Source organism: Streptomyces jeddahensis (genome assembly GCF_001642995.1).
Taxonomy (GTDB): domain Bacteria; phylum Actinomycetota; class Actinomycetes; order Streptomycetales; family Streptomycetaceae; genus Streptomyces; species Streptomyces jeddahensis.
This window is the reverse complement of sequence record NZ_LOHS01000088.1, coordinates 120,833-145,638: the sequence shown is the minus strand read 5'-3', so window position 1 is coordinate 145,638 and position 24,806 is coordinate 120,833. Positions and strand designations below refer to the sequence as shown.

The following is a 24,806-nucleotide window of genomic DNA, read 5'->3' as shown; positions in this document are numbered from 1 at the left end:
CCGGGGGGCGTGGGCCCCCTGCGCTGAGGGGGCGGGACCCACGCAGCCCGGCAAGGTCTCGGCCAGAGCGCTGACCGCCGCGCTCAGGCCGCAGTCGAAAGCTCGCGCACCGGAGCGGACGCAGCCGCCGGGCCATCGAGGCCTGCGGCGCCCCTGCGACCCGTGTGAAGACGCGTCTGAAGCACCCCGCCCGCACCGATCGCCCCCACGATGACCAGGCCACCCGCAACGAGGGCCCCCCGAGGCCCGGCCCACTCCATGAGCAACCCGAGCAGCGGCGGCCCTGCCAGCCCCCACCCGGTGCTGGCGCTGCGCCAGACACCGAGCACGCGGCCGCGCATGTGCGGCGGCGGATCGGTCTGCAGCAGCGTCGTACCGGCCGTGTCGGAGACCGACTCGACCACAGCCATGGGCGCCACCAGCAGGATCAACAGGAAGAGGCTGGGCGAGAGCCCGGCCGCGACCTGGAGCAGCGCACCGGTGGCGGCCAGCCCGGCCACCAGGCGGACGGAGGGCCGCTGCATACGCCCCGCGATCACGGCACCGGCGATACCGCCGACGGCCAGCACCGTCGAAACGGTCCCGAACTCCTCGGTGCCTCCGGCCAGCGGCCCGGTGACCAGGACCGCGAGGGTGAGGCTGTAGTTCCGGCCGAAGACGGCGCTCACCGCCGTGATGCCGGCGAGGGCGACCAGCCGCGGTCTGCGCAGAAAGAACACCAGGCCATCGCGGGAGCCGGTACCGGCACCGGACGAGGGGCGCTTGCCCCGTCGTGCCGGCCGCCGCGCCGCGCGCGGCGCGGGAGCCGTGCGGGTGCGTGTGGCGGGATCCGCCGGGCGCAGAAAGGGGATGACGGCCGCGACGAAGAGGAAGGACAGCCCGTTGGCCGCGTAGGCGACCGCCGTACCGAAGCCTGCCACCGCCACACCGGCGAGCGCGACGCCGATGAGCCGCCCGGCGCTGTGCACGACGGAGCCGAGGGCGATGGCGGACGGCACGTCCTTGGTGGGTACGAGGTCGTTGCCCAGCAGGGCCGTGGCGGGTCCGTCGACCGTGGCGATCAGGCCGGTCACGGCGGCCAGCACCATGAGCAGGGGCATGGTGAGCAGGTCGAACGCCACCAGGGCCGCCGTGGTGAAGGCGACGGCGCCCAGCACCGCCTGGCTGGCCGCGGCCGTGAGCTTGCGCGGCCAGGCGTCGACCGCCGCGCCGCCGGCCAGTCCGAGCAGCAGACCGGGCGCGGCCTGCACCGACAGCGACAGGCCGGTGGCGGCGGCGGAGCCGGTGATCTGCAGCACGAGCAGGTTCTGCACGGTCAGCTGCATCCACGTCCCCGTGTTGGAGACGAGGTTGGCGAAGGACCACCACCGCATGCTGCGGTGGCGCAGGCTGCGCCACGGGGCACGGTCCTCGCCCCTGTCGGGGCCGGACCGGCGCCGCTTACTCCGACCGAAGAACGACCGGGACTCCGGCTCGCCGGAGACGGATCGTGACTCGCGCCGGCCGGGCGCAGAGCGGGGCTCGGGCACCGAGCCGGACTCGGGCACAGAGCGGGGCTCAGGCACAGAGCCGGACTCGGGTGCAGAGCGGGGCTCAGGTATCGCAGGCAAGGCTGAAGGCTTCATCGCAAAGGCACGTCAGGGCTCGGGTCGCGGATGCGGGGGCAGAAAAAAGACCCCGGTTCGCGGGGCGGCTGACGACTGCGGCAGCGATGCCCCATCCTCACAGACCGAGCAGCCGCGCGACTCACCCGCGACACCGCCGGACCTGCACGCCGGCCCGAACTCACCACCCCCACCGGCGCTTTGGCACTGCTCGTGGCTTTGCTCACAAGAAGTGGTGCTGCGCCCGGACGACTGGCCCGCCCGGAAGAGGGAACCCGGGATTCCCAACCAGGCCGTGGGAAGCGTCACATGAACGACCAGTGGATGCGCGACAACGCGCTGCGGCCGGCCGATCTCGAGGAGATCTCCGCAGCGCTCACCGAGCGGGCCGGGCGGCTACGCGAGGAGATGGCCGCGTCGGACGTGGCCGCGGCGGCACTGCGCGCCGACTGCGACCTCGACGCCGCCGATGCGGCGATCAGGAGCACCACGGAGCAGCAGCTCCGCGTGCGCAGAGAAGAGGCGCGCGGCCTGCTGGAGCAGACCCTCGCAGCCCTGGACCGCCTGCGGAACGGCAGCTTCGGCGTCTGCACGTCCTGCGGCCGCCCGATAGCGGCAGCGCGCCTGCGGGCCGTCCCACACGCGGACCGGTGCACCGCCTGCACCCGTACGAGCGAGCCGCCGCGTAACCGGTGAAGGTGACCTGCTGTTTCGGCCGAGGCGAAACGGGTTACCGGCATGAGGTCCGTTCCGGAACGGAAGGCCTGACCCCATGGACCGGCTGAACCATATGTCTCACATGTCCCATACGTCGGCAGTGACGCTGCACGTGAACGGGGTGCCGCAGGAGCTGGTGGTCGACCATCGCACCACCGTCCTCGACGCGCTCCGCGAGCACCTGGGTCTCACCGGAGCGAAGAAGGGCTGCGACCACGGGCAGTGCGGCGCCTGCACGGTCCTCGTGGGCGGCAGGCGGATGAACAGCTGTCTGCTGCTCGCCGTGGCTCAGGACGGCACCGAGATCACCACCGTCGAAGGGCTGTCGGACGGCGAACGGCTACATCCGGTGCAGGATGCCTTCCTCGAACGTGACGCCTTCCAGTGCGGCTACTGCACCCCGGGCCAGATCTGCTCGGCCGTCGGCGCACTGGCCGAGATGGCGTCGGGTTGGCCGAGCGCGGTCACGGACCCGGGCCCGGCCGGTGCGGCGCCTGCGCACGACTCGACCAGCGCCGTGCCTCTGGACGGCCTGGCCGACCTGGACGACAAGGAGATCCGGGAGCGCATGAGCGGCAACATCTGCCGCTGCGGCGCGTACGCCAACATCGTCGCAGCAGTGCGCGACGCAGGGAGACGCGCAGGACACGCCGTCGGCGCCCCCGCCGTCGACCCCGCCCTCGACCCCGCCGCCCACCGCGCGGAGGCTTCGCGATGAAGGCCTTCCGGTACGAGCGGCCCACGCAGGCCGGAGCAGCCGTCGCCGCCCACGGTGGCGCTCCCGACGCCCGGTACCTAGGCGGCGGCACGAACCTCGTCGACCTGATGAAGCTCGGCGTGGAGTCGCCCGGCCTCCTGGTCGACGTGAGCGGACTCCCCCACGGCCTCATCGAGACCACAGCCGACGGCGGTCTGCGCATCGGGGCCGCCGTACGCAACAGCGACCTCGCCGCTGACCCGCGCGTCCGCGCCCGCTACCCGGTCCTCTCCCAGGCCCTGCTCGCGGGCGCCTCCGGGCAGCTGCGCAATGCCGCCACCGTCGGCGGCAACCTCCTGCAGCGCACCCGCTGCCTCTACTTCCAGGACGTCGGCAAGCCGTGCAACAAGCGCGAACCCGGCTCGGGCTGCCCGGCGCGGGAGGGTGTGCACCGCGACCTGGCGATCCTCGGCGCGTCACCGCACTGCGTCGCCACCCATCCCTCCGACATGGCCGTCGCCCTCGCCGCGCTGGAAGCCGCCGTACTGGTGCACGGGCGGCACGGCACACGGACCGTACCGCTCACCGAGCTGCACCGGCTGCCGGGCAACCATCCGGAACGGGACACGGTCCTCGAGCCCGGCGATCTCATCACCCACATCGAGCTGGGGCCGGTGGAGGAGGCCGCGCGCTCGGTCTACCGCAAGGCCCGCGACCGCGCCTCGTTCTCCTTCGCTCTGGCGTCGGTCGCCGCCGCCCTGGACGTACACGACGGCACCGTGCGGCGGGTACGGCTCGCCTTCGGCGCCGTGGCCGCCAAGCCGTGGCGGGCGTGGACCGCCGAGGAGCGGCTACGGGGCGCCCCGGCCACCCCGGAGTCGTTCGCCGCGGCCGTCGACGCGGAACTGGAGGCGGCAGAGCCCCTGCGTGACAACGGCTTCAAGATCCCGCTCGTCCGGAACCTCGCCGTCCGGGCACTGACCGACCTCGCCTCCGAACGCTCCAGCGCCGGGGGCCGTGACCCGGAGCCCTCGCGATGAACTGCCCGACGAGCCCCACCCCGCAACGCACCACCACCGCGACCGGCGCCCCCGTCCGCGCGGAGGGCCGCGACAAGGTCACCGGCGCTGCCCGGTACGCGGCCGAGTACGCCCCCGACGCGCGCCTGTACGCCTGCCCGGTCCCGGCTGCGATCGCCCGGGGCAAGATCGTGGCGATCGACTGCGGCCGGGCACTCGCCGAACCCGGCGCCCTCGCCGTCCTCACCCACGAGAACGCGCCCCGCCTGGGCGAGACCGGCGACCGGACCCTCGCAGTCCTGCAAAGCCCCTGGATCGCACACCGCGGCCAGTACGTCGCCCTGGCCGTCGCCGAATCGCTGGAGGCCGCCCGGGCGGCCGCGACAGCCGTACGAGTGGAGTACGCGCCCGAGCACCACCAGGTGCTGCCCGGCCCCGACCACCCGGATTCCTCCGTCCTGGAGGAGGCGGACGACGACGCTCCGGAAGGCTGGCAGCGCGGCGACGTCGACCGCGCGCACGCGGCGGCGGAGGTACGCGTCGACGCCGTCTACCGCATTCCCGCCTTGCACAACCACCCGATGGAGCCACATGCGGCGACGGCCCTCTGGACGGATGGAGGCCGGCTCGTCGTGCACGACTCCAGCCAGGGCGCGGGATGGGTGCGCCAGACGCTGTCGGAGCTGTTCGAGATGGACCGGGACCGGATCACCGTCGTCTCCGAGCACGTGGGCGGGGGCTTCGGTTCGAAGGGCACGACGCGGCCGCACGCCGTGCTCGCGGCCATGGCGGCGCGCCACGTGGGCCGCCCGGTGACGCTGGCGCTGCCCCGCAACCAGATGGCGGCCGTCGTCGGCTACCGGGCCGCGACGGAGCAGCACGTAAGGATCGGCGCGACAGCCGACGGCCGGATCTCGGCGCTGGCCCACGAGGTGGTCTCGTACCACTCCACCATCGGGGACTTCGTGGAGCAGGCGGCGAAACCGGCACGGTCGATGTACGCGAGCCCGCACAGCCGCACCTCGCACCGCGTCGGTCCTCTCGATGTGCCGCCGCCCTCGTGGATGCGGGCACCCGGCGAGTGCTCGGGGATGTTCGCGCTGGAGTCGGCCATGGACGAACTCGCCGTCGCCTGCGGCCTCGATCCCGTTGAACTGAGGATCCGCAACGAGCCGGACCGCGACCCCGCATCGGGACTGCCCTACAGCAGCCGTCACCTGGTCGAGTGCCTGCGCGAGGGTGCACGCCGCTTCGGCTGGACCGCCGGCCCCCGGCGCCCCGGCACCCGGACCGAGGGACGCCTGCTGATCGGCACCGGCGTGGCCGCCTCCACCTACCCCGCCGATGTCGAGCCGTCGGAGGCCGAGGCCCACGCCGACGCGTCCGGGAACGTGCGGATCCTGCTGAACGCCACGGACATCGGCACCGGCGCGCGCACGGTCCTCGCCCAGATCGCGGCCGACGTACTCGACGTGCCTCTGGACCGGGTCCGCATCGAGATCGGCAGCAGCGACCTTCCGTACGCACCGATCGCGGGCGGATCCACGGGGACGGCGTCCTGGGGCTGGGCCGTGCACAAGGCGGCGGTCGCCCTGGCGGCACAACTCGCCGACCACCAGGGCCGCTTCCTGGCAGGTGGCCTGCGGGTGTCGGTGAACACGGAGGACGATGTGGCGGCCCGTTCGGCGCAGTACGCCCGGCGGTCCTTCGGAGCGCAGTTCGCCGAGGTCCAGGTGGACCGGGACACCGGCGAGACGCGCCTGCGCCGCCTCCTCGGCGTGTTCGCCGCGGGCCGCATCCTCAACGCCCGCACGGCCCGCTCCCAGTTCATCGGCGGCATGACGATGGGCGCGTCGATGGCCCTGCTCGAACACAGCACGATGGACCCGGCGTTCGGCGACCACGCCGAGCGAGATCTCGCGTCGTACCACGTCGCCGTGGCGGCGGACGTCCCGGACATCCAGGCGTACTGGATCGAGGAGGAGGACCCACACCTCAACCCGCTCGGCGTGAAGGGCATCGGCGAGATCGGCATCGTGGGCACGGCGGCGGCCGTCGCGAACGCCGTCTACGACGCGACGGGGGTGCGGGTGCGGACGCTGCCCATCCGGGTCGAGTCGCTGCTGACCCGTATCGACGCACCGTAGGGGGTCGCAGGAGCGCCGAGCGCCCCGATTGGAAATGGGATCCGTTTTCAAATAATCTCTGCGGCGACCCACCCAGAGAGGACCGGAACCCATGGCCGTACCCAAGCGAAAGATGTCCCGCAGCAACACCCGCCACCGTCGCGCCCAGTGGAAGGCCACCACCCCGCAGCTCGTGCCGGTCACGGTCGACGGCGCCACCCATCTGGTGCCGCAGCGCCTGGCCAAGGCGTACGAGCGCGGTCTGCTGACCCCCGAGGGCCGAGGGGTATGACCGCTCGCCTGCCGGTCACCGTTCTGTCCGGCTTCCTCGGGGCGGGCAAGACCACGCTGCTCAACCACGTCCTCGGCAACCGCGAAGGCCTGCGTGTGGCGGTCATCGTGAACGACATGAGCGAGGTCAACATCGATGCCGCGCTCGTGCGCGGCGGCGAGGCCGCGCTGTCACGGACCGAGGAACGCCTGGTCGAGATGACGAACGGGTGCATCTGCTGCACGCTGCGCGAGGACCTGCTCGAGGAGGTCGACCGGCTCGCCCGCGAGGACCGCTTCGACTACCTGCTCATCGAGTCGAGCGGCATCTCCGAGCCGATGCCCGTCGCGGCGACGTTCGCCTTCCCTCGCGACGACGGCGCCACGCTCGGCGATCTCGCCCGCCTGGACACCATGGTCACGGTCGTCGACGCCGCCAACTTCCTGCCCGAACTGGAGGGCGGTGACGGGCTCGTGGAACGCGGACTCGACCAGTACGAGGATGACGAACGCACCGTCAGCGACCTGCTGATGGACCAGATCGAGTTCGCTGACGTCATCGTGCTCAACAAGCTCGACCTCGTCGACACGGCGAGCGCCGACCGGCTCCGGGCAGCCCTGACCCGTCTCAACCCGGTCGCACGGATCGTGCCCGCCACCCACGGGCGCGTCGGCCTCGGCGAGGTCCTCGGTACCGGGCTGTTCGACATCGAGCGTGCCCAACAGGCCCCGGGCTGGGTCATGGAGCTGAACGGCGACCATGTCCCGGAGACGGAGGAGTACGGCATCTCCAGCACGGTGTTCCGCTCCGGGACGCCGTTCCATCCAGACCGTCTCTGGACGTTCGTGACCGAGGAGCTCGACAGTGGAGCCTTCGGACAAGTCCTGCGCTCCAAGGGCTTCTTCTGGCTGGCGAGCCGTCCTCAGGTGACCGGCCTGTGGTCGCAGGCGGGCTCCGTCGCGCGCTTCGAACCCTCCGGTGCCCGAGACGCCGAGAGCCCGGACGGCCAGGAACTGGTCTTCATCGGCACCGGACTGCGGGCAGAGGCACTTCAGGCCGCCCTGACCGACTGCCTCATGAAGGAAGGCGAGGTCGTCCCGGCCCACGATCGGTTCCCCGCGTGGGAGACCCATGGGATCGACGACGCCTGTGAGCACGAACTCGCCGAAACCGCACCGCTGAAGTGACCACGCCGTCCGCGGGGCCCCGGACAGGCCCCGCGGACGTGTCGTCAGACCTCGCACAAGGGTCCGCCTCGAGCCTTCTCGACACCGGCGCGACTTGACGTGGCCGCGCCACACCAATGGATACGTCACTGGCATGACCTTGTAACACTCCTGACGGAGGCTCGTGGGGCATCACCGGTCCCACGAGCGACTCACCCCCCACGTGGCCGGTCGACGGAACCGATGCGCCCCGGCCGCCTCTTGAGCCGTGGGCCCGGGTGAGGAGGAATCTGATGGCTCAACAGGCATCCCGCCGCGACTTCCTGAGATCCGTCGGGATCGCGGGCGGCGCCGGAGTGATGTACTCGGCGATGGGCGCCCTGGGTCTGGCGCCGGTCCCCGACGTACGGGCGGAGGAGTACCGGGCGCCCCAGCGGGGCGACTTCGCGCTGACCGGGCGGAGCGGCAAGAAGGTCCTCATACTCGGCGGCGGCATAGCCGGCCTGGCGACGGCCTACGAGCTGGGCAAGGCGGGCTACGACTGCCGGATCCTGGAGGCCAAGGACCGCCCGGGCGGCCGCAACTGGACGGTCCGCGGCGGCACCACGCTGACCGACCTGGACGGGCGCACCCAGACGGCGTCGTTCTCCAAGGGCCAGTACATGAACGCGGGCCCTGCCCGGCTGCCGCAGTCCCACGTCACCCTCGAGTACTGCCGTGAACTCGGCGTACCACTCGAGGTGTTCACCAACCAGAACGCCAACGCGTACATCTACCACGAGAACAGTGCCGCCCTCGCGGGCGAGGCCATTCGCTGGCGTACCGCGAAGGCCGACGTCTACGGCTACGTCTCCGAGCTGCTCGCCAAGGCCACCGACCGGGGCGCCCTGGACAAGGAGCTCACCGCCGACGACAAGGAACGGCTGATCGCCTTCCTGCGGAACTTCGGCGCCATCAAGGGCAAAGCCGACGGTTACGCCTACGCGGGCACCGACCGGCGCGGCTACTCGGCCGAGCCAGGCGCTGCCTTCGAGGAGGGCACGGTGCTCGGCCCGGTTCCGTCGATGGCGGACGTCATCGCGAGCGGCGTCGGCCAGCGCTTCTCGTTCGAGCTCGGCTACGACCAGGCCATGCTGATGTTCCAGCCGGTGGGCGGGATGGACGCGATCCCGTACGCGCTGGCGAAGGCGATCGGCCAGGACCGGATCACCTACGGCGCCAAGGCGCTGGAGGTCAACGATCTCCAGGACGGCGCCGAGGTCACCTACGAGGACGCGCAGGGCCGCACCCGCACCCAGCGCGCCGACTTCGTCGTGGCAGCGGTCCCGCCCATGATCATGGCCCGGCTCCGGCACAACCTGGGCGCGGACATCACCGCGGCCCTGAAGTACGCCGTCCCGACGCCCGTCGGCAAGATCGGGCTCGAGTACCGCAGCCGCTGGTGGGAGACGGACGAGCACATCTACGGCGGCATCACGCCGACGGACATGGACCTGGCGACCATCTGGTACCCCTCGTACGGCTACCAGGGCCGCCGCGGCACGCTCATCGGCTACTACAACTTCGGCGCCAACGCGATCGCGTACAGCGACCTGCCGCACGCCGAGCGACTGGAGCGCGCGGTGAGCCGGGGCGTGAAGATCCACGGCGACAAGTACCGCACCGAGCTCGACAAGTCCTTCAGCGTGGCCTGGCACCGTACGCCCCACATCGAGGCCGGATGGGTGGGCTGGCCCTCGCAGACGGGCCCCGAGTACGCGCTGCTCAACAAGCCCGCGGGCCACGTCTACTTCGCCGGCGACTGGCTCAGCCATGTCATCGCCTGGCAGCACGGCGCGTTCACCTCGGCCCGCAAGGTCGTGACGGACATCCACGAGAGGGTGATGGCTGCATGAAGCGGTCTTCGAAAGTGCTGATCGGTACGGCCCTGACCGGGTCCCTCCTCACGGGCGGCACCGCGCTGGCGGACGCCCAGGGCTGGTGGCCCGGCCCGAAAGAGGTACGCGTGATGCTGCCCGACGGGCAGTCCAACCCGGCGATCGCGAACGGTGTGGCGACCGGCGGGGAGGTCGCCGCCTACCAGAGCAGCGGCCTCGGGCCGACCGCGCTCAACCCGTCCGCGCCGGAGGGTACGCCGGAGCGCTACACCGACCCCTCGCTCACCGAGGGGGCCGAGGGCGTCACGGTCACCGAGGCGCAGGCGCTCGTCGTGCTGCGCAACATCAAGGCGAACCTCGAGGCCGCGGGCCTGACACCGGCCGACGTCATCACGATGAAGTGCTACCTGATGAAGCCGCCGGGAGCCGAGAGCGCCGACTACGCGGGCTGGAACCGCGCCTACCGTCAGTACTTCGCCAACGTCGACCTGAAGTCGAACGAGGTGGTCTCGGTGCCGATGGGCACCTCGCCCGCGAAGCCGCCGCTGCTCGCCAACAGGGCCCGCCCGGCGCGCGCCACGATGGAGGTCGCCTCGCTGGCCGTGAAGGGATGGCTGGTGGAGGTAGAGGTCACGGCGGCGTACAAGAAGCGCTGATCGGCGCGCGCAGTCGCTGCGGGGGCGCAGCCCGTGATCGGGCTCGGCCCCCGCAGGGGCGCGTTTGCGCATGTGCGGGGTTCCAATAGGGTGCTGGTGGGAACTCGTGTCGACGTCACCATGACGGCGAAGGTGGTGGGCACGATGGAGTTGCCGCTGGTCGTGGGCGTCGACGGATCGGCCTCGAGCCTTCGCGCCACGGACTGGGCCGTCGATCACGCCCTGCGCCACGGGCTGGCGTTGCGGCTGGTCAACGCCTCCCTCTGGGAGCGCTACGAGGTCGCGCAGCACCGCGCGGAACGCCCGTCCGGAGAGATAGCCGCCGAGAACATCGTCGCGGCAGCCGCCGAACGCGCACGGTACCGCAATCCTGATCTGAAGATCTCGACCGAGGTGGTGCGCGAGGACCCGGTGCGGGCGCTGCTGCAGGAGGCAGAGGACGCATCCGCGCTGGTCCTCGGCTCGCACGGGCGCGGCGAGGTCGCCGATCTGCTGCTCGGCTCGGTCGGTCTGGCGGTGGCGGCGCGCGCCCACTGCCCGGTGATCATCGTGCGGGGCGACGACTTCAGTGTGCGGTCCGGGCACGGGCACATCCTGCTGGGTGTCGGGGACCGCTCCGCACCGGCGGCCGTGCACTTCGCCTTCCGCGAGGCCGAGGCACGCCGCTGCACCCTCGATGCCGTACGTGCCTGGCGCACCCCCGCCCTCGAAACCCTGGAGCACCCTCTCGAGGCAGCCGCCGGACACCCGCGCTCTGCCGCCGAGCACGCCCGGCTCCACGAGAACGAGGCGTCGGCCCGGCTCGACGAGGCGCTGCGGGAGGCCGCCCGGGAGCATCCGGGGGTGCGTGTGCGCCGCGCCACCGTCGAAGGCCCGGCCCGCAAGGTGCTGGTACGCCGCTCGGCAGCGGCTGACCTCCTGATCGTCGGAGCCCAGCGCCGCCCGGGGCATCTCGGTCTCCAGCTCGGTGTGGTCGGCCATGCCGTGCTGCACCACGCCGAGTGCCCGGTCGCCGTCGTACCCCAGCCGGCGTAGCGCCTCCGAGAAGGGAATGCGGCCATGCGACAGAGCGGGACGGTCGGATTCTGGCGGTGGCGGCGCAATCCGCTCAAGCGCCGCTCCGACGTCGTCGAGGCGTGGGTGCTCCTGATCGTCGCCGTGCTGATGCTGTGCGGTCTGCCCCTGGCGGGCGTACTCGCCGGTCTGCACGTCGACGACGAACTGCAGCACCAGCGTGAGGAGCGGCAGCGCACCACCGCGGTGCTGGCCGAGGACGCGAGGGCGTGGCAGGCGGGCAGGTATGCGCGCTACCAGGCGACCGTGCGGTGGAAGGCATCCGACGGCACGGAGCACACGGCGGTGGCGGACGTCGGGCCGGAGAGCAGGGCCGGTTCCACGACCTCGATATGGACGGACGGGAAGGGCGAGCTCACCGGCGAGCCGCCCACCGAGGCCCAGGCGGCGAGCGCTGCCGCCCTGGCCGGGGTGCTGACCATGGGCGGAGCGGGTGCGCTCGTGCTGGGTGCGCACTGGGTGGTGCGGCTGAGCCTCGACCGGCACCGCGCCGTCGCGTTGGACCAGGAGTGGGCCCGTGTCGGACCTCAGTGGGGCACGCGGCACGCCTGAGGCAGGTGTCAGACCTGCACGCCCGGTACGCCGTCCTCGACCACGACACTGGCCCGCGTGCTGATGGGCGCCCCGGGCCTGGTGACGTACGGCAGTACCCGGAAGTCGCTCGTCCAGCGCTCCCGGTCGACGTGGACGCGCACATAGCCTCGCTGGCTGTTGAACAGCTTCATGTGCGGGTTGGCCGCCAGGAACTGCTCGCCCTGGGGCGTCATGTCGGCCCCGTCACCGCCGCTGGTGAGGGACGTGCCGACGAACTCGCTGCCCACGGTGCGGGATTCGGGGTCCGCGAAGTCGCGCTTGAGGTCGACGGCGTAGTTCTGGTGGCGGTCGCCGGTGATGACGACGAGATTGCGTACGCCGCGCGCGTCGGCCTCGGCGAGCAGCCGGTTCCGCTCGGCGACATAGCCGTCCCAGGGGTCGAGCCAGACGAGGGTTTCCGGGCCCGGATCGTGGTCGGTCTGCCCCATCGGTGCCTGGTTGCCGAGGATCTGCCAGCGGGCGGGCGAGTGGCTGAAGCCCTTGAGCACCCAGTCGCGCTGCCGTGCTCCGAGGAGGGTGCGGTCGGGGTCGAAACGGTCGGTGCAGGTCGCGGACATGCCGTTGCCGCAGGGCTGGTCGTCGCGGTACTGGCGGGTGTCGAGCATCGTGAAGTCGGCGAGCCGGCCGTAGGCGAGCCTGCGGTACATCTGCACGTCGGGGCCCTGCGGCAGCTGGGTGTGGCGCAGGGGCGCGTGCTCGTACAGGGCCTGGAATGCGGCGGCCCTCCGCAGCAGGAAGGTCTCGGGATTCTCGTTGTTCTCGGAGATCTCGTCGGCCCAGTTGTTCTCGACCTCGTGGTCGTCGAACGTCATGATCCACGGGAAGCGGGCATGCGCCAGCTGCAGCGGCTCTTCGGACTTGTACAGCCCGTACTGGAGGCGGTAGCGGGCCAGATCGACGGTCTCCGTGTGGAACCGTGGATCGGTGGTCACGCCGCGCTTGTTGGTCTTGATCCCGTACTCGTAGAGGTAGTCGCCCAGGTGCACCACCAGGTCCAGGTCCTCTTCGGCCATGTGCTCGTAGGCGGTGAAGTAGCCGTCCTGCCATGCCTGGCAGGACGCGAAGGCGAACTTCAGCTCGCGGGGATCAGACCCGGCTGCGGGAGTGGTTCTGGTACGGCCGACGGGCGAGAACTCGCCGCCCACCCGGAAGCGGTAGAAGTACGCGCGGTCCGGCTCCAGACCGGTGATCTCCGGGTGCACGGAGTGGGCGAGTTCGGGCGTGGCGACGGCGCTCCCCCGGCGCACCACGCGACGGAACCGCTCGTCCGCGGCCACCTCGTAGTGGACCCGTACGGGCGTGGCGGGCATGCCGCCCATGCCGTCCTCGGCGAACGGGTCGGGCGCCAGGCGCGTCCACAGCACCACGCCGTCGGGCAGCGGTTCGCCCGACGCGACGCCGAGCGTGAACGGGTTGCCGGTCAGCGCGGGCGCGGCGTACGCGGAGCCGGAGCTCCACGCACCCGTACCGAGCATGAGGGCGGCGGCACCCGCACCGCCGTAGCCGAATATCTGCCGCCGGGACACGGGACGTACGACCACAGGGTCCTCCTTGGCTGTTCGTTGCGAACCGCCAGAACCCTGGTGTCAGTCGATGTCATGCGCACGCCGCAGGCGTGTCCGATGGCGGAGGAATACGTGAACATGGCAGCCGTCTCGCCCGCGTGCCTGCACACGCGGCCATGACGGCCTCTCAGGAGCGGCCGCCTCCGCGGTAAAGGTCCAGTTCGCCGTCGAGTTCGACCGCGAGCACCGTCGCGTGCTCGTCCAGGTCGGCGGCGGCCGGGGCGTCGATCCACAGCACGCCGGGTGCCTCGTGCAGGCCGCCGATGACCTGGTGGCCGAGTCCGGTGCCTGTGCCGAGCACGCTCACGCGGTGTACGGGCGTGCGCAGGCCGCGTACGCCGATCGGGCCGCGGGGGATGTCGAACAGCACCAGATAGAGGGTGCGGCCGTCGGCGGACAGGGTGCTGGGACCGTAGTGGTGCCCGGCGGGCAGGCCCCGGACCGTGCCGTACACCGCGTCCGCGTGCCTGGCGATCCACGCGCCCAGGCCTTCCAGGCGCTCGACCTGCTCGGCCGGGATGGTTCCGTCCTCCTTGGGGCCCACGTCGAGGAGCAGATTGCCGCCCGCCCCGATGGTCTCGGTGAAGTAGCGGACCAGCTGGCCTGTGGACTTGTGGTTGTGGTCGTGGTGCTGGTAACCCCACGAGTCGTTGATCGTCAGGCACAGCTCCCAGGGGCCGTCCGGGGGCACGATCGGCACGCCCTGCTCGGGTGTCGCGTAGTCGCCATGGCTGAGCATCCGTGCGTTGAGCACGCACTCGGGGACCTCGGAGCGGATGAGGTCGGCGAGCTCGCGTATGCGCCACTGCTCCTCGGTGCGCTCCCACTCGCCGTCGAACCAGAGGAGGTCGGGGCGGTAGCGGGTGCACAGTTCCCGGACCTGTCCGTCGCGGTAGTCGAGGTAGCGCGCCCAGGCCTCGAGGTCCTCCTGTTCCTTGGGGACTTCGGCGTACGGGTTGTCCTCCTGCTCGGGCGGGCGGCCCTCGTAGCGCGTGGAGGCGTAGTCCGGGTGGTTCCAGTCGCTGTGGGAGTAGTAGAGGCCGACCTTGAGGCCCTGCTCGCGCAGGGCCTCGGCGTAGGGGCCGACGAGGTCGTGTCCGGCCGGGGTGTGCCGGACGACGTTCAGGTCTCCCAGGGCGGTGTCCCACAGGGCGACGCCGTCGTGGTGACGGCTCGTCAGGACGGCATAGCGGGCTCCGGCGCGGGCGAAGAGGGCGGCCCACTCCCGCGGGTCGTACGCGGCGGCCGTGAAGCGGTCGAGCTGCGCCATGTACTGGTCGTGCGGAACGTCCCCGTCGAAGAACGACCATGACTCCTGAACACCGTCGACGGCGTAGATGCCCCAGTGGATGAAGATCCCGAGTTTGGCGTCGGGGAACCACGGCTGCATGGCCATGTATCAGGCCCTCCCGAACCGCAGGGTGAGGACCTGGAAGGGGCGGAGGTCGACCGTGACCGTACCGTCCTCGGCGGTGGTCGGCGGCTGGGCGTCGGCGAGCGGGCGCTCCAGCAGGTCGGTGACCGTGACACCGGTGTGCTCGAAGCCGGGGCGCACGGTGGTGCGGGTGCGGCCGCCGAGCGATTCGTAGAGGCGCACGATCACGTCGCCCGAGCGGTCGTCGGCGAGCTTGACGGCCTCCACCACGGCGGCCGCGCCGTCCGTGGTGACCAGCGGCTCCACGGCCGTACCCCCCTCGGCGACGCGCAGCGGCAGGTTGAGCGCGTAGCCCTCGGCGATGGCGTCCTCGACGGTCGCGCCGGGGAGCAGGGCGTACGTGAAGCGGTGCCTGCCCTGGTCGGCCTCGGGGTCGGGTACGCGCGGGGCGCGCACCAGGCTGAGGCGGACGGTCGTCGTCGTGCCCCCGTCGTCGCGGGTCGTGCGGCTGACGTCGTGTCCGTACGTGGAGTCGTTGATGATCGCGACGCCGTACCCGGGCTCGGCGACGTGCACCCAGCGGTGGCCGAACACCTCGAAACGGGCCGCTTCCCAGCTGGTGTTGGTGTGGGTCGGGCGGTGTACGTGGCCGAACTGGATCTCGGCCGTGGAGCGGTCGGCGTGGATGTCGATCGGGAAGGCGGCCTTGAGGATCTTCTCGGCCTCGTGCCAGTCGATCTCGGTTTCGATGTCGATACGGCGGCTGCCGGCGCGGACCGTCACCGTCTGCACGATGCGGGAGCCCTTGCCGAAGGTGCGCTCGACTCGTACGGCGCCGAGCAGGGGGCCCTGCTCGGTGACGGTGACCGACTCGGCGTCGAGGAGGTCGGTGAAGCGGTGCTTGTAGTGCTTGTCGATGTCCCAGGCGTCCCAGTAGTTGGGGAGGTCGGTGTGGAGGCGGAGGAGGTTGCCGGCCGCGTCCGGGGCCAGGACCTCGCGGTCGGCTGTCAGATCGCGTACGGACGCCAGTGTGCCGTCCTCGGCGAACTCGACGCGGACGAGGCCGTTGTCGAGGACTCCGTCCTCGGTCACCGTCACCTTGTGAGGGGGCTCGGCGTTGCCCAGGGGGGCGGTGCCGCTGGGTGGGACCTCGACGTAGGTCGTGGTGCCCTCGGGTGTGCGGATGACCTCTGCGCGGTCGAAGGGGCTCGTGTTGTACGCGAACGCACCCGCCGTCGTGGGCTGTGCCCACCCTCCCCCAGCTACCGCTGGGGGTGCCCCCAGCCCTGCGGAACGATTGCCCACAGCGGTAGCGGCTGCCAGCGCCTTGATCGCCTCCCGCGTGAGGTACTCCAAGTCCTTCGCCACGCGCGCGTACTCGGCCTCCGCCTCCCTGTGCACCCACGCGATCGATGAACCCGGCAGGATGTCGTGGAACTGGTGGAGGAGGACCGTCTTCCAGAGGCGGTCGAGCTTCTCGTACGGATAGGCGTAGTCCGGCGCGTGGAGTGCCGCCGCCGTCGCCCACAACTCGGCCTCCCGCAGCAGGCGTTCGCTGCGGCGGTTGCCCTGCTTGGTACGGGCCTGGGACGTGTACGTGGCCCGGTGGAGCTCCAGATAGAGCTCGCCCGACCACACCGGCGCGTCCGGGTATTCGGCGCGGGCGGCCGCGAAGAAGTCGTCCGGGTGCTCGACGACGACCTTCGCCGAGCCCTCCAGGTCGGCGAGGCGGCGGGCGCGTTCCATCATCTCGCGGGTGGGGCCGCCACCGCCGTCGCCGTGCCCGAAGGGCGCGAGTGAGCGCGTGCCACGGCCCTTGTCCTGGTAGTTGCGGACGGCGTGGGCCATCTCCTTGCCGGAGAACTCGGCGTTGTAGGTGTCGACCGGCGGGAAGTGGGTGAAGATCCGCGTGCCGTCGATGCCCTCCCACCAGAAGGTGTGGTGGGGCAGTTTGTTGGTCTGGTTCCAGGACAGCTTCTGGGTCAGGAACCACTCGTTGCCCGCCAGCTTCGCGAGCTGCGGATACGCGGCGGTGTAGCCGAACGAGTCCGGGAGCCACACGCCCTTGGTCTCGATGCCGAACTGGTCCATGAAGAAGCGCTTGCCGTGCACGAGTTGGCGGGCGAGGGCCTCTCCGCCGGGCAGGTTGCCGTCGGCCTCCACCCACATGCCGCCGACCGGCGCCCACTGGCCGTTCTTCACGGCCTCGTGAATGCGCTCCCAGACCTTCGGGTAGTTGTCGCGGACCCACTCGTACTGCTGCGCCTGCGAGCAGGCGAAGATGAACTCCGGGTACTCCTTCGCCAGCGCGGTGACGTTGGAGAAGGTCCGGGAGGTCTTGCGCTTGGTCTCGCGGATGGGCCACAGCCAGGCGCTGTCGATGTGCGCGTGGCCGACGGCCGACAGGGTGTGGGCGCTGGCGTGCGCGGGCCGCTCCAGGACGCCCTTCAGCAGCTCCCGCGCGTCCCCGGCCGTGCCCGGGACGTCGTCCAGGTCCAGCGCGTCCAGGGCCCGGTCCAGCGCGTACATGATGTCGTGGCGCCTCGGGTCGTGCTCGCCGAGCTCCAGCATCAGTTCGCGCAGTACCTGGAGATCCAGGGAGAGGTGCCAGACGTTCTCGTCGAGCACGGCCAGGTCGGCGCGGGCGAAGGTGTAGAGGGGCTGGCGTCCGGCGGTGGACTTGTCGCCGAACCATGTCGGGCGGAAGCCGTTCGCGAGGATGTCGGGGTTGGAGGCGGCCTCGATGAGGAAGTCGACCTGCTCGCCGCCCGCCGCCGGGTGCGCGATCGGTACGTACTGGTTCTGCGGGTTGACGGCCTTGAGCGGGCTGCCGTCGAGTGTGTGGACGAGGGCCTCGGCCTGGCCGCCCGGCCAGTCGCCCACGAAGCCGAGGTCGAAGACGGCCTCGACCCGCTTGCCCGCCCACTCGGCAGGGACCTCACCCCGGACCCTGAACCAGGTGGTGCCCCACGGCGGTCCCCATGGGGTCCCTACGGCGAAGGGCTCGTACGTCGCGGACTGCGCCTCGGCGAAGGGCACCGGCTCGTCGGGCACCTCCCAGGCCTCGACCGCGAAGGGGACGGAAGCGGCGTGGACGGCGGGCTGGATGCGCTGTTCCAGGAGGCGCTGCACGCGCTCCTCGATACGACGGCGTTCGTCGTGCATGAGAGGGCTCCTACTTCCGGTTCAGGTAGGCGAGGCCGGGGTGCTCGCGCGTGTAGCGGTCGACGAGGCGGCGGGCGACGGTGACGGAGTCGACGAGCGGGTGCAGGGCGAAGGCCTTGACCGCGGTGGCGCGGGAGGCGCTCTCAGCGGCGGCCATGACCTCGCGCTCGACGGCCTTGACGCTGCACACCAGGCCCGTGGCGTGGTCCGGCAGGGGCGCAACGGACACGGGATGGGCACCGCCCGCGTCGACGAAGCACGGCACCTCGATGACGGCGTCCGCGTCGAGAGGGGACAGGGTGGTGCGGTTGCGGACGTTGAGGATGAGCGTGGTGCGCTCGTTCCTGGCGATGGCGCGCATCAGGGAGAGCGCGACCTGCTCGTAGCCGCCGGACTCCAGGTCGCAGGCGTCCCGCTCGCCGACGCCCGCGACCTCGCGGTTCTCCGCCATGTACGTCGCTTCACGCTCGGCGCGGGTCCGGTCCCAGGTGGCGAGGGCGGGCGCTGCGGGGTCCTTCATCTCCTCGTAGAAGCGCGACTGCTGGTCGTGGAGGAAGGCGCCGCGGGTCTGAGCAGCGCACTTGTAGGCGCTGACGGCTTCGCGGTTGAAGTAGTAGTAGTGCAGGTACTCGTTGGGGATCATGCCGAGGGACTGCAGCCATTCGGCGCCGAAGAGCTTGCCCTCCTCGAAGGACTCGAGGAGCGCCGGGTCGGCGAGCAGGCGCGGCAGCGCGTCGCGGCCGTCGAGGTACAGGCCGCGCACCCAGCCGAGGTGGTTGAGGCCGACGTAGTCGATCCACGCCTTGTCCGGGTCGCCGCCCAGGACGCGCGCGATGCGGCGGCCGAGGCCCACCGGCGAGTCGCAGATGCCGATGACGCGGTCGCCGAGGTGGCGCGACATGGCCTCGGTGACCAGACCGGCCGGGTTGGTGAAGTTGATGACCCAGGCGTCGGGCGCAAGCCGGGACACGCGCTGGGCGATGTCGACGGCGACGGGCACCGTGCGCAGGCCGTACGCGATGCCGCCCGCGCCCACCGTCTCCTGCCCGAGGACGCCCTCGGCCAGGGCCACGCGCTCGTCGGTCGCACGCCCTTCGAGGCCGCCGACGCGGATCGCGGAGAAGACGAAGTCGGCGCCGGTCAGCGCCTCGTCGAGGTCGGTCGTGACGGTGACCTCCGGGGCGTCCGCGATGCCTTCGGCCTGTTCGGCGAGCACGCGGGCGACGGCGGCGAGGCGTTCGGCGTCCAGGTCGTGGAGGGTGAGACGGGTGACGCGGCCCTCGGCGTGATCGCCGAGAAGTGCCCCGTAGACCAGCGGCACGCGGAATCCTCCGCCGCCGAGAATCGTCAGCCTCATGCCTGAACCACCTTTGCGCCGGCCTCCTCGAACGCGGCGCAGGTGGCCGCGTCCGCGGAGGCGTTGGTCACTACTACGTCCAGCTCTTCGGGCCCGCAGACCTTCGCCATGCCCGTACCGGGGAACTTCCCCGCGTCGGCGAGGAGCACCACCTTCTCGCTGGCCTTGATCATCGCTCGTTTGACCGGGACCTCGACCACCGTGGTGTCCATGACCTGGCCGCCGGGGCGTACGCCGCTGGTGCCCATGAACAGCCAGTCGGCGTGCAGCTGGCGGAGGTTGTCCTCGGTGAGGAAGCCGACGAGGGAGCGGTACTCGCGGCGGACCATGCCGCCGAGCAGCACCAGTTCGATGGCGGTGTCGTCGGCCAGCTCCTCGTACACGACGAGGTTGGACGTGATCACGGTCAGCCTGCGGCCGTGCAGCCGGCGGGCGAGGCGGTAGGCGGTGGTGCCTATGTCCAGGAGCACCGACTGGCCGTCCTCGATCATCTCCGCCGCGCGCGCCGCTACCGCGTCCTTCTCGGACACGCGGATCTCGGCGACCTCGGCGAAGGGCTGGTCGCCCTCCTCGACGACCGCGCCGCCGTGGACACGGGTGAGGAGCCCCATCTCCTCCAGCTTCACCAGGTCGCGCCGCACGGTGGCGGGGCTCACGCCCAGTTGCTCGGAGAGATCCGCGACGGCCGCCGGGCCGCCGGATCGCAGGGCACGCAGGATCAGTTGGTGTCGTCGCTCAGCCAGCACGCGATGAACACTACTCGTCAATCGCAATCATTTCTATGCTCATCTTCGCTCAACTCTTGCCAAGCAGCCGAGCAGGGCGCACGATCCTGTGCACGCACTTGCAGATAGTTGACGAGAGGATGCGGTCGTGCATGAGCCGCCCCTGCTTTCGGACCGGGTCGAGGACGCCCGGCCGGACGTGCTTCTCACCGGGCTGCTCTTCTACGACGTCGTCATGACGGGGCTGCCCAAGCCGCCGACCCCGGGTGAGGAGATCTGGACGGACGGCATGGGCTCCGGCCCCGGCGGCATCGCCAACCTCGCGGTGGCCGCCGCCCGTTACGGCCTCGCCACCTCGCTGGCCACCGTGTTCGGCGACGACTTCTACGGGACGTACTGCCGCACCATCCTCGCGGAACAAGAGGGCATCGATCTGTCCCTGTCCCGTACGGCGCCGGGCTGGAACACACCCGTCACCTTCTCGCTGGCGCAGGGCCACGACCGGGCCCTGGTCACCCACGGCCAGGAACCCCCGTACGCGCAGGACGAATTGATGGAGGGCATGCCGCCCGCCCGGTCCGCGATCGTGCACATCGGCTCCGAACCGCAGGAGTGGATCGCGAAGGCCTCGGCGGCCGGGACCCGGATCTTCGCCGATGTCGGCTGGGACCCCACCCAGCAGTGGTCCACCGGCATCCTCGACCAGCTCTCCCTGTGCCACGCCTTCCTGCCCAACGAGGGCGAGGCGATGGCCTACACGCGTACGGACACCCCGGGCGCGGCTCTCCGTAGGCTCGCCGAGCTCGTGCCGGTGGCCGTGGTCACCTGCGGCCGCGACGGCGCCCTCGCCATCGACCAGACGACCGGCGAATACGCGCAGGTCCGGGCCCTCGACATCGACGTCCTGGACGCGACCGGCGCCGGCGACGTCTTCGGTGCGAGCTTCGTCGCCGCGACCCTGGGCGGCTGGCCCCTCGCCGACCGGCTGCGCTTCGCGGGCCTCGCGGCGGGCCTGTCCGTACGGCACCACGGCGGGGCGCTCGCCGCGCCCGGCTGGTACGGCATCGACCAGTGGTGGCGGACCACCGGCAGCAACGACCCCGAGCTCTCCCGCGCCTACGGGTTCCTGGAGGACCGCATTCCGGCGCACCCCGGCGCACCCGTGGCCCACGCACCTGTCACCCCCCACTCCCCCAGCGATTCCGTCTCGTAGACATTCAGCGCATACGCAGACATTCAGCGCACACACCCGAAAGGCGGTGGGAGCAGTGCACCTCTCGCGAAGAGGGCTGCTTCGAGCGGGCCTGGCCACCACGGCTGCCGCGGCGCTCGGCGGCACCACAGCCGGCTGCTCGGTACCCAGCGGCTCCACCGGCCGCGACATGACCCTCTGGTACTGGACGGGAGGTCTCAGCGACAAGGTCGTCGCCAAGGCCACGTCCCGCTTCACGGACGTCGACCTCAAACCGGTGCAGATCGGCGGCTACTTCCGCTCCAAGCTGCTCACGACCATGGCGGGCCGCGCCTACGTACCGGACATCACCGGCCTCAAGGGCGAGGACATGGCCTCGTACCTGCCCGACGCCGACCAGTTCGTGGACCTGCGCACGCTGGGCGCCGACAAGCTCAAGGACCAGTACCTGACGTGGAAGTGGGAGCAGGGTGCCACGCCCGACGGCCGTCTGATCGGCTTCCCCATCGACACGGGTCCCGTCGTCCACTTCTACCGCGCCGACGTCTTCGACAAGGCCGGGCTGCCCACCGAACCGGCCGACGTCGCCAAGGAGATGGACACCTGGGAGAACTACTTCGCTGCCGGTGATCGACTGCGCAAGAAGATACCGGGCGCCTTTCTGCTCATCGACGGACTCGCGGTGTTCGAGAACGTGATCAATCAGGGCACGCAGCGGTACGTCGACGAGGACCGGCACTTCATCGGCGACCAGGAGCATGTGCGGCGGGCCTGGGCCCTCTCGCTCGAGGCCGACCGCCGGGGCCTGCTCTCCGACATCGTCAGCGGTACGCCGGACGGCAACGCGGCTCTGGAGAAGGGCCTGCTGCCGAGCCAGATCGGCGCCTCCTGGGCGGCCGGCGACCTCAAACTGAACGTGCCCAAGACGAAGGGCAAGTGGCGGGCGGCCGCCATGCCGGGCGGATACGCCAACAACGGCGGCTCGTTCCTCGCCATCACCAAGACCTGCCGGGAGCCCGAGCAGGCCTTCGAGATCATCACGTGGCTGCTCAACCCGGACAACCAGACGCGCGGCTTCGTCGACGCCTCGCTCTTCCCGTCGACCCCGGCCTCGTTCGAGCAGAAGGCCATGCGGGAGCCGGACCCGTTCTTCGGCGGCCAGGTCACGATCGACGTCATCGGCCCCGCCGCCGAGAAGATCCCCGTCGCCTACAACAGCCCCTACGACGTCGCCCTCGGCCAGCCCATCAAGGACGAGCTGAAGAACGTCACCGCCCTCGGCAAGAACCCGGACCGCGCCTGGAGAGACGCCATGAACAAGTGCCGGCGCATCGCCGACCACCTGGGGGTGAGCTGACATGGCCACCGCACCCACCGCGCCTGTGATCGAGACTCCTGGCCCGGCCGTCACCGGGGCGGGCGCCATACGCCCCAAGCCGCGCTCCATCCTCGGCTACTGGCGGCTGTACCTCGCCATCTCGCCCTTCTATCTGCTGTTCCTGTGCTTCGGCCTCATTCCGGTGGGCTTCTCGCTCTACCTGTCCTTCCACCGGTGGGACGGCCTGGGGCACATGGAGTACGCGGGCCTGTCGCAGTACCGCTATCTGCTCGGCGACGCGCAGTTCTGGCACTCCATCAGCAACACGCTGATCATCTGGGCCATCGCCACGCTCCCGATGCTCTTCATCGCGCTGGTGGCCGCGGTGATGCTCAACTCGGCGGTGCGCTTCAAGAGCGTCTACCGCTTCGCGTACTTCCTGCCGAACGTGACCTCGGTCGTCGCCATCGCGATCATCTTCGGGTCGATCTTCAGCACGAACTTCGGCCTGGTCAACGCCGTACTACAGGGTCTCGGCCTGGACCAGATCGCCTGGCTCAACACGCCCTGGGGCATCAAGGTCGCGATCGCCTCGCTGATGACCTGGCAGTGGACCGGCTACAACGCGATCATCTTCCTCGCCGGCCTGCAGACCATCCCGGGTGAGCTGTACGAGGCCGCGCGGGTGGACGGGGCCGGGCCCGTGCAGACGTTCTTCCGGGTCACCGTGCCGCTGATGCGGCCGGTCATCCTCTTCACTCTCGTCGTGTCGACGGTCACCGGCCTGCAGTCGTTCTCCGAACCGCAGGTGCTGCTGCAGACCACCAGCAACACCTCGACCTTCGCGGGCGGTCCGGACAACGCCGGCCAGACGATGGTCCTCTACTTCTTCCAGCAGACCTTCGACAACAACGACTTCGGCTACGGCGCCGCGATCGCCTGGGGCATCTTCCTGATCGTCGGCATCTTCTCGATCATCAACTGGCGCCTGGTCCAGCGCCGGGAAAAGTAGAGGGAGACCGGCCATGACCGTCACGGCAGACGTCATGAAGGACGCACAGGGATCGCAGGACGCCCCAGGAACGCGGGGCACGAGGCCCATCAAGGGTGCACGGCCGCGAGGGATCGCCCTGCACCTCACGCTGATGCTCGGCGTCCTCGTCTCGCTCTTCCCGTTCTACTGGACCGTCGTCATGTCGACACACACGTCGACCGAGATCTTCCAGTTCCCGCCGAAGCTGCTGCCCGGCTCGCACTTCGACGACAACCTCCGTCACCTCTTCGACAGCATCGACTTCTTCGGATCGATGCTGAACTCCCTGATCGTCGCTTGCTCGGTGACGTTCCTGGTGCTGTTCTTCGACTCGCTGGCCGCCTTCGTCTTCGCGAAGTTCCAGTTCCCCGGCCGCCGGGCGCTGTTCGTGATGATGATGGCGATCTTCATGGTGCCCGCCCAGCTCAGCGCCATCCCGCAGTTCGTGATCATGGCGCGGATCGGCTGGATCGGCTCGCTCACGGCGCTCGTCGTGCCCGCGGCGGCCAACGCCTTCGGCATCTTCTGGATGCGCCAGTACATGAAGAGCGCGATCCACGACGAGCTGATGGACGCCTCCCGGCTGGACGGCTGCGGCTTCATGCGCCAGTACTGGCACGTGGCGCTCCCGGTGGTCCGCCCGGGCCTCGCGTTCCTGGGCATCTTCACCTTCATGGGCCAGTGGAACGACTACGCCTGGCCGCTGATCGCGCTGGTCAACCCGGACCATGTGACGCTCCAGGTCGCCCTCTCCCAGCTCAACGGCGTCCACGGCACCACCGACTACGGAATGGTGATGACCGGCGCCCTGCTCGCTCTGATCCCGCTGCTGATCGTCTTCGCCATCGGTGCGCGCCAGATGATCGCCGACCTCGCCAAGGGGGCCATCCGCTGATGGACGGGCAGCCGCTGTTCCCCGTACGCCCTTGGGAATCCCCCGAGACCACGGGCTGGCGGCGGCTGCCCATGCACGCGGTGGACCGCAGGTCCGGCAGTGTCCCGCTGGACGGCATATGGCGCTTCGAGCTGCTGCCGACCCCATCCTGCAGGACCTGTCCGACGGGCGCCCCGCCGGACCCGGCACGGTCGGCACGGGGAGCGCGTTCACCGAGGGGGTCGCCGCTCCCGGCTACCCCTGGGCGTACGGCGGCGACTTCGGCGACGCACCCACGACGGCGCCTTCTGCGCTGACTGCCTGGTCTCCCCCGACCGCACCCCGAAGCCCGCGATGTACGAGCACCTTGGATCCTCCCCTCCCTGAAGGGAGGGGATTCC

Annotated in this window: 20 protein-coding genes and 1 pseudogene; 15 read left to right on the top strand and 6 right to left on the bottom strand. The window is 70.7% G+C overall.

The genetic code is table 11. The annotated features are described in order from the left end of the window. Nucleotides 1-83: 83 nt before the first annotated feature. Nucleotides 84-1,373 (bottom strand): MFS transporter, encoded by a 1,290-nt coding sequence (locus tag STSP_RS19760; RefSeq protein WP_067279676.1) that lies wholly within the window; start codon nt 1,371-1,373, stop codon nt 84-86. Nucleotides 1,374-1,913: 540 nt separating this feature from the next. On the opposite strand from STSP_RS19760, the gene STSP_RS19755 reads away from it, so the two are divergent. From STSP_RS19755 to STSP_RS38550, 10 genes are all read left to right on the top strand, one after another. After that, nucleotides 1,914-2,300 carry a TraR/DksA family transcriptional regulator gene (locus STSP_RS19755; RefSeq protein WP_067279672.1) on the top strand — a complete coding sequence of 129 codons (387 nt, stop codon included), beginning with the start codon at nt 1,914-1,916 and terminating at the stop codon, nt 2,298-2,300. 76 nt (nt 2,301-2,376) lie between these two features. After that, the gene (locus STSP_RS19750; protein WP_078067327.1) at nt 2,377-3,039 is read left to right on the top strand and encodes a (2Fe-2S)-binding protein; all 663 of its coding nucleotides are present in this window, start codon (nt 2,377-2,379) and stop codon (nt 3,037-3,039) included. Beyond that, complete coding sequence (locus tag STSP_RS19745) at nt 3,036-4,058, top strand: FAD binding domain-containing protein (protein ID WP_067279670.1); 1,023 nt, start codon at nt 3,036-3,038, stop codon at nt 4,056-4,058. Before STSP_RS19750 ends, STSP_RS19745 begins: the two co-directional genes overlap by 4 nt. After that, on the top strand, nt 4,055-6,184 hold the full coding sequence (locus tag STSP_RS19740) for a xanthine dehydrogenase family protein molybdopterin-binding subunit (protein WP_067279668.1): 2,130 nt from the start codon (nt 4,055-4,057) through the stop codon (nt 6,182-6,184). The genes STSP_RS19745 and STSP_RS19740 overlap by 4 nt, the downstream gene beginning before the upstream one ends. Nucleotides 6,185-6,275: 91 nt before the next feature. Next, complete coding sequence (gene rpmF, locus STSP_RS19735) at nt 6,276-6,455, top strand: 50S ribosomal protein L32 (protein ID WP_067279665.1); 180 nt, start codon at nt 6,276-6,278, stop codon at nt 6,453-6,455. Next, entirely contained in the window at nt 6,452-7,621 is a 1,170-nt protein-coding gene (locus STSP_RS19730; protein WP_067279662.1) for a GTP-binding protein, read from the top strand. Before rpmF ends, STSP_RS19730 begins: the two co-directional genes overlap by 4 nt. Before the next feature lie 272 nt (nt 7,622-7,893). Further along, nucleotides 7,894-9,495: a flavin monoamine oxidase family protein gene (locus tag STSP_RS19725; RefSeq protein ID WP_067279661.1), complete on the top strand. Its 1,602-nt coding sequence runs from the start codon at nt 7,894-7,896 to the stop codon at nt 9,493-9,495. Next, entirely contained in the window at nt 9,492-10,133 is a 642-nt protein-coding gene (locus tag STSP_RS19720; RefSeq protein ID WP_067279658.1) for a Rid family hydrolase, read from the top strand. The genes STSP_RS19725 and STSP_RS19720 overlap by 4 nt, the downstream gene beginning before the upstream one ends. A gap of 144 nt (nt 10,134-10,277) precedes the next feature. Continuing rightward, complete coding sequence (locus STSP_RS19715) at nt 10,278-11,168, top strand: universal stress protein (RefSeq protein WP_198547390.1); 891 nt, start codon at nt 10,278-10,280, stop codon at nt 11,166-11,168. Nucleotides 11,169-11,192: 24 nt separating this feature from the next. Continuing rightward, nucleotides 11,193-11,759 carry an Rv1733c family protein gene (locus STSP_RS38550; RefSeq protein WP_067279655.1) on the top strand — a complete coding sequence of 189 codons (567 nt, stop codon included), beginning with the start codon at nt 11,193-11,195 and terminating at the stop codon, nt 11,757-11,759. An 8-nt stretch (nt 11,760-11,767) separates the two neighbouring features. On the opposite strand, the gene STSP_RS19705 is transcribed toward STSP_RS38550, so the two are convergent. The 5 genes from STSP_RS19705 to STSP_RS19685 all read right to left on the bottom strand — a co-directional run bounded on the left by STSP_RS19705 (nt 11,768) and on the right by STSP_RS19685 (nt 20,030). Next, nucleotides 11,768-13,342, bottom strand: a complete 1,575-nt coding sequence (locus STSP_RS19705) for an alkaline phosphatase D family protein (RefSeq protein WP_067279653.1) — start codon at nt 13,340-13,342, stop codon at nt 11,768-11,770. A 151-nt stretch (nt 13,343-13,493) separates the two neighbouring features. After that, nucleotides 13,494-14,762: an alpha-L-fucosidase gene (locus STSP_RS19700; RefSeq protein ID WP_067279651.1), complete on the bottom strand. Its 1,269-nt coding sequence runs from the start codon at nt 14,760-14,762 to the stop codon at nt 13,494-13,496. Nucleotides 14,763-14,765: 3 nt separating this feature from the next. After that, a complete protein-coding gene (locus STSP_RS19695) occupies nt 14,766-17,906 on the bottom strand; it encodes an alpha-mannosidase (RefSeq protein ID WP_067279648.1) in 3,141 nt (1,046 codons plus the stop codon). Nucleotides 17,907-17,916: 10 nt separating this feature from the next. Beyond that, nucleotides 17,917-19,263 (bottom strand): 6-phospho-beta-glucosidase, encoded by a 1,347-nt coding sequence (locus STSP_RS19690; protein ID WP_067279646.1) that lies wholly within the window; start codon nt 19,261-19,263, stop codon nt 17,917-17,919. Further along, the gene (locus STSP_RS19685) at nt 19,260-20,030 is read right to left on the bottom strand and encodes a DeoR/GlpR family DNA-binding transcription regulator (protein ID WP_456300508.1); all 771 of its coding nucleotides are present in this window, start codon (nt 20,028-20,030) and stop codon (nt 19,260-19,262) included. Before STSP_RS19685 ends, STSP_RS19690 begins: the two co-directional genes overlap by 4 nt. Before the next feature lie 193 nt (nt 20,031-20,223). On the opposite strand from STSP_RS19685, the gene STSP_RS19680 reads away from it, so the two are divergent. From STSP_RS19680 to STSP_RS40325, 5 genes and pseudogenes are all read left to right on the top strand, one after another. Then, on the top strand, nt 20,224-21,201 hold the full coding sequence (locus STSP_RS19680) for a PfkB family carbohydrate kinase (RefSeq protein ID WP_067279805.1): 978 nt from the start codon (nt 20,224-20,226) through the stop codon (nt 21,199-21,201). A gap of 55 nt (nt 21,202-21,256) precedes the next feature. Beyond that, entirely contained in the window at nt 21,257-22,537 is a 1,281-nt protein-coding gene (locus STSP_RS19675; protein WP_067279642.1) for an extracellular solute-binding protein, read from the top strand. A 1-nt stretch (nt 22,538) separates the two neighbouring features. Beyond that, nucleotides 22,539-23,510 carry a carbohydrate ABC transporter permease gene (locus STSP_RS19670; protein ID WP_067279640.1) on the top strand — a complete coding sequence of 324 codons (972 nt, stop codon included), beginning with the start codon at nt 22,539-22,541 and terminating at the stop codon, nt 23,508-23,510. Between the two features lie 34 nt (nt 23,511-23,544). Then, a complete protein-coding gene (locus tag STSP_RS19665; RefSeq protein WP_067279803.1) occupies nt 23,545-24,426 on the top strand; it encodes a carbohydrate ABC transporter permease in 882 nt (293 codons plus the stop codon). Between the two features lie 145 nt (nt 24,427-24,571). Then, nucleotides 24,572-24,789 (top strand): annotated as a pseudogene (locus STSP_RS40325) (glycoside hydrolase family 2 TIM barrel-domain containing protein); the annotation flags it as partial. Between the last annotated feature and the right edge of the window lie 17 nt (nt 24,790-24,806).

Coding starts and splice junctions, on each gene's coding strand:
- STSP_RS19755 (WP_067279672.1), top strand. CDS start 1,914: ATGAACGACCAGTGGATGCGCGACAACGCGCTGCGGCCGGCCGATCTC.
- STSP_RS19695 (WP_067279648.1), bottom strand. CDS start 17,906: ATGCACGACGAACGCCGTCGTATCGAGGAGCGCGTGCAGCGCCTCCTG.
- STSP_RS19670 (WP_067279640.1), top strand. CDS start 22,539: ATGGCCACCGCACCCACCGCGCCTGTGATCGAGACTCCTGGCCCGGCC.
- STSP_RS38550 (WP_067279655.1), top strand. CDS start 11,193: ATGCGACAGAGCGGGACGGTCGGATTCTGGCGGTGGCGGCGCAATCCG.
- STSP_RS19680 (WP_067279805.1), top strand. CDS start 20,224: ATGACGGGGCTGCCCAAGCCGCCGACCCCGGGTGAGGAGATCTGGACG.
- STSP_RS19760 (WP_067279676.1), bottom strand. CDS start 1,373: ATGCGGTGGTGGTCCTTCGCCAACCTCGTCTCCAACACGGGGACGTGG.
- STSP_RS19720 (WP_067279658.1), top strand. CDS start 9,492: ATGAAGCGGTCTTCGAAAGTGCTGATCGGTACGGCCCTGACCGGGTCC.
- rpmF (WP_067279665.1), top strand. CDS start 6,276: ATGGCCGTACCCAAGCGAAAGATGTCCCGCAGCAACACCCGCCACCGT.
- STSP_RS19690 (WP_067279646.1), bottom strand. CDS start 19,263: ATGAGGCTGACGATTCTCGGCGGCGGAGGATTCCGCGTGCCGCTGGTC.
- STSP_RS19665 (WP_067279803.1), top strand. CDS start 23,545: ATGAAGGACGCACAGGGATCGCAGGACGCCCCAGGAACGCGGGGCACG.
- STSP_RS19750 (WP_078067327.1), top strand. CDS start 2,377: ATGGACCGGCTGAACCATATGTCTCACATGTCCCATACGTCGGCAGTG.
- STSP_RS19740 (WP_067279668.1), top strand. CDS start 4,055: ATGAACTGCCCGACGAGCCCCACCCCGCAACGCACCACCACCGCGACC.
- STSP_RS19725 (WP_067279661.1), top strand. CDS start 7,894: ATGGCTCAACAGGCATCCCGCCGCGACTTCCTGAGATCCGTCGGGATC.
- STSP_RS19700 (WP_067279651.1), bottom strand. CDS start 14,762: ATGGCCATGCAGCCGTGGTTCCCCGACGCCAAACTCGGGATCTTCATC.
- STSP_RS19745 (WP_067279670.1), top strand. CDS start 3,036: ATGAAGGCCTTCCGGTACGAGCGGCCCACGCAGGCCGGAGCAGCCGTC.
- STSP_RS19715 (WP_198547390.1), top strand. CDS start 10,278: ATGGAGTTGCCGCTGGTCGTGGGCGTCGACGGATCGGCCTCGAGCCTT.
- STSP_RS19730 (WP_067279662.1), top strand. CDS start 6,452: ATGACCGCTCGCCTGCCGGTCACCGTTCTGTCCGGCTTCCTCGGGGCG.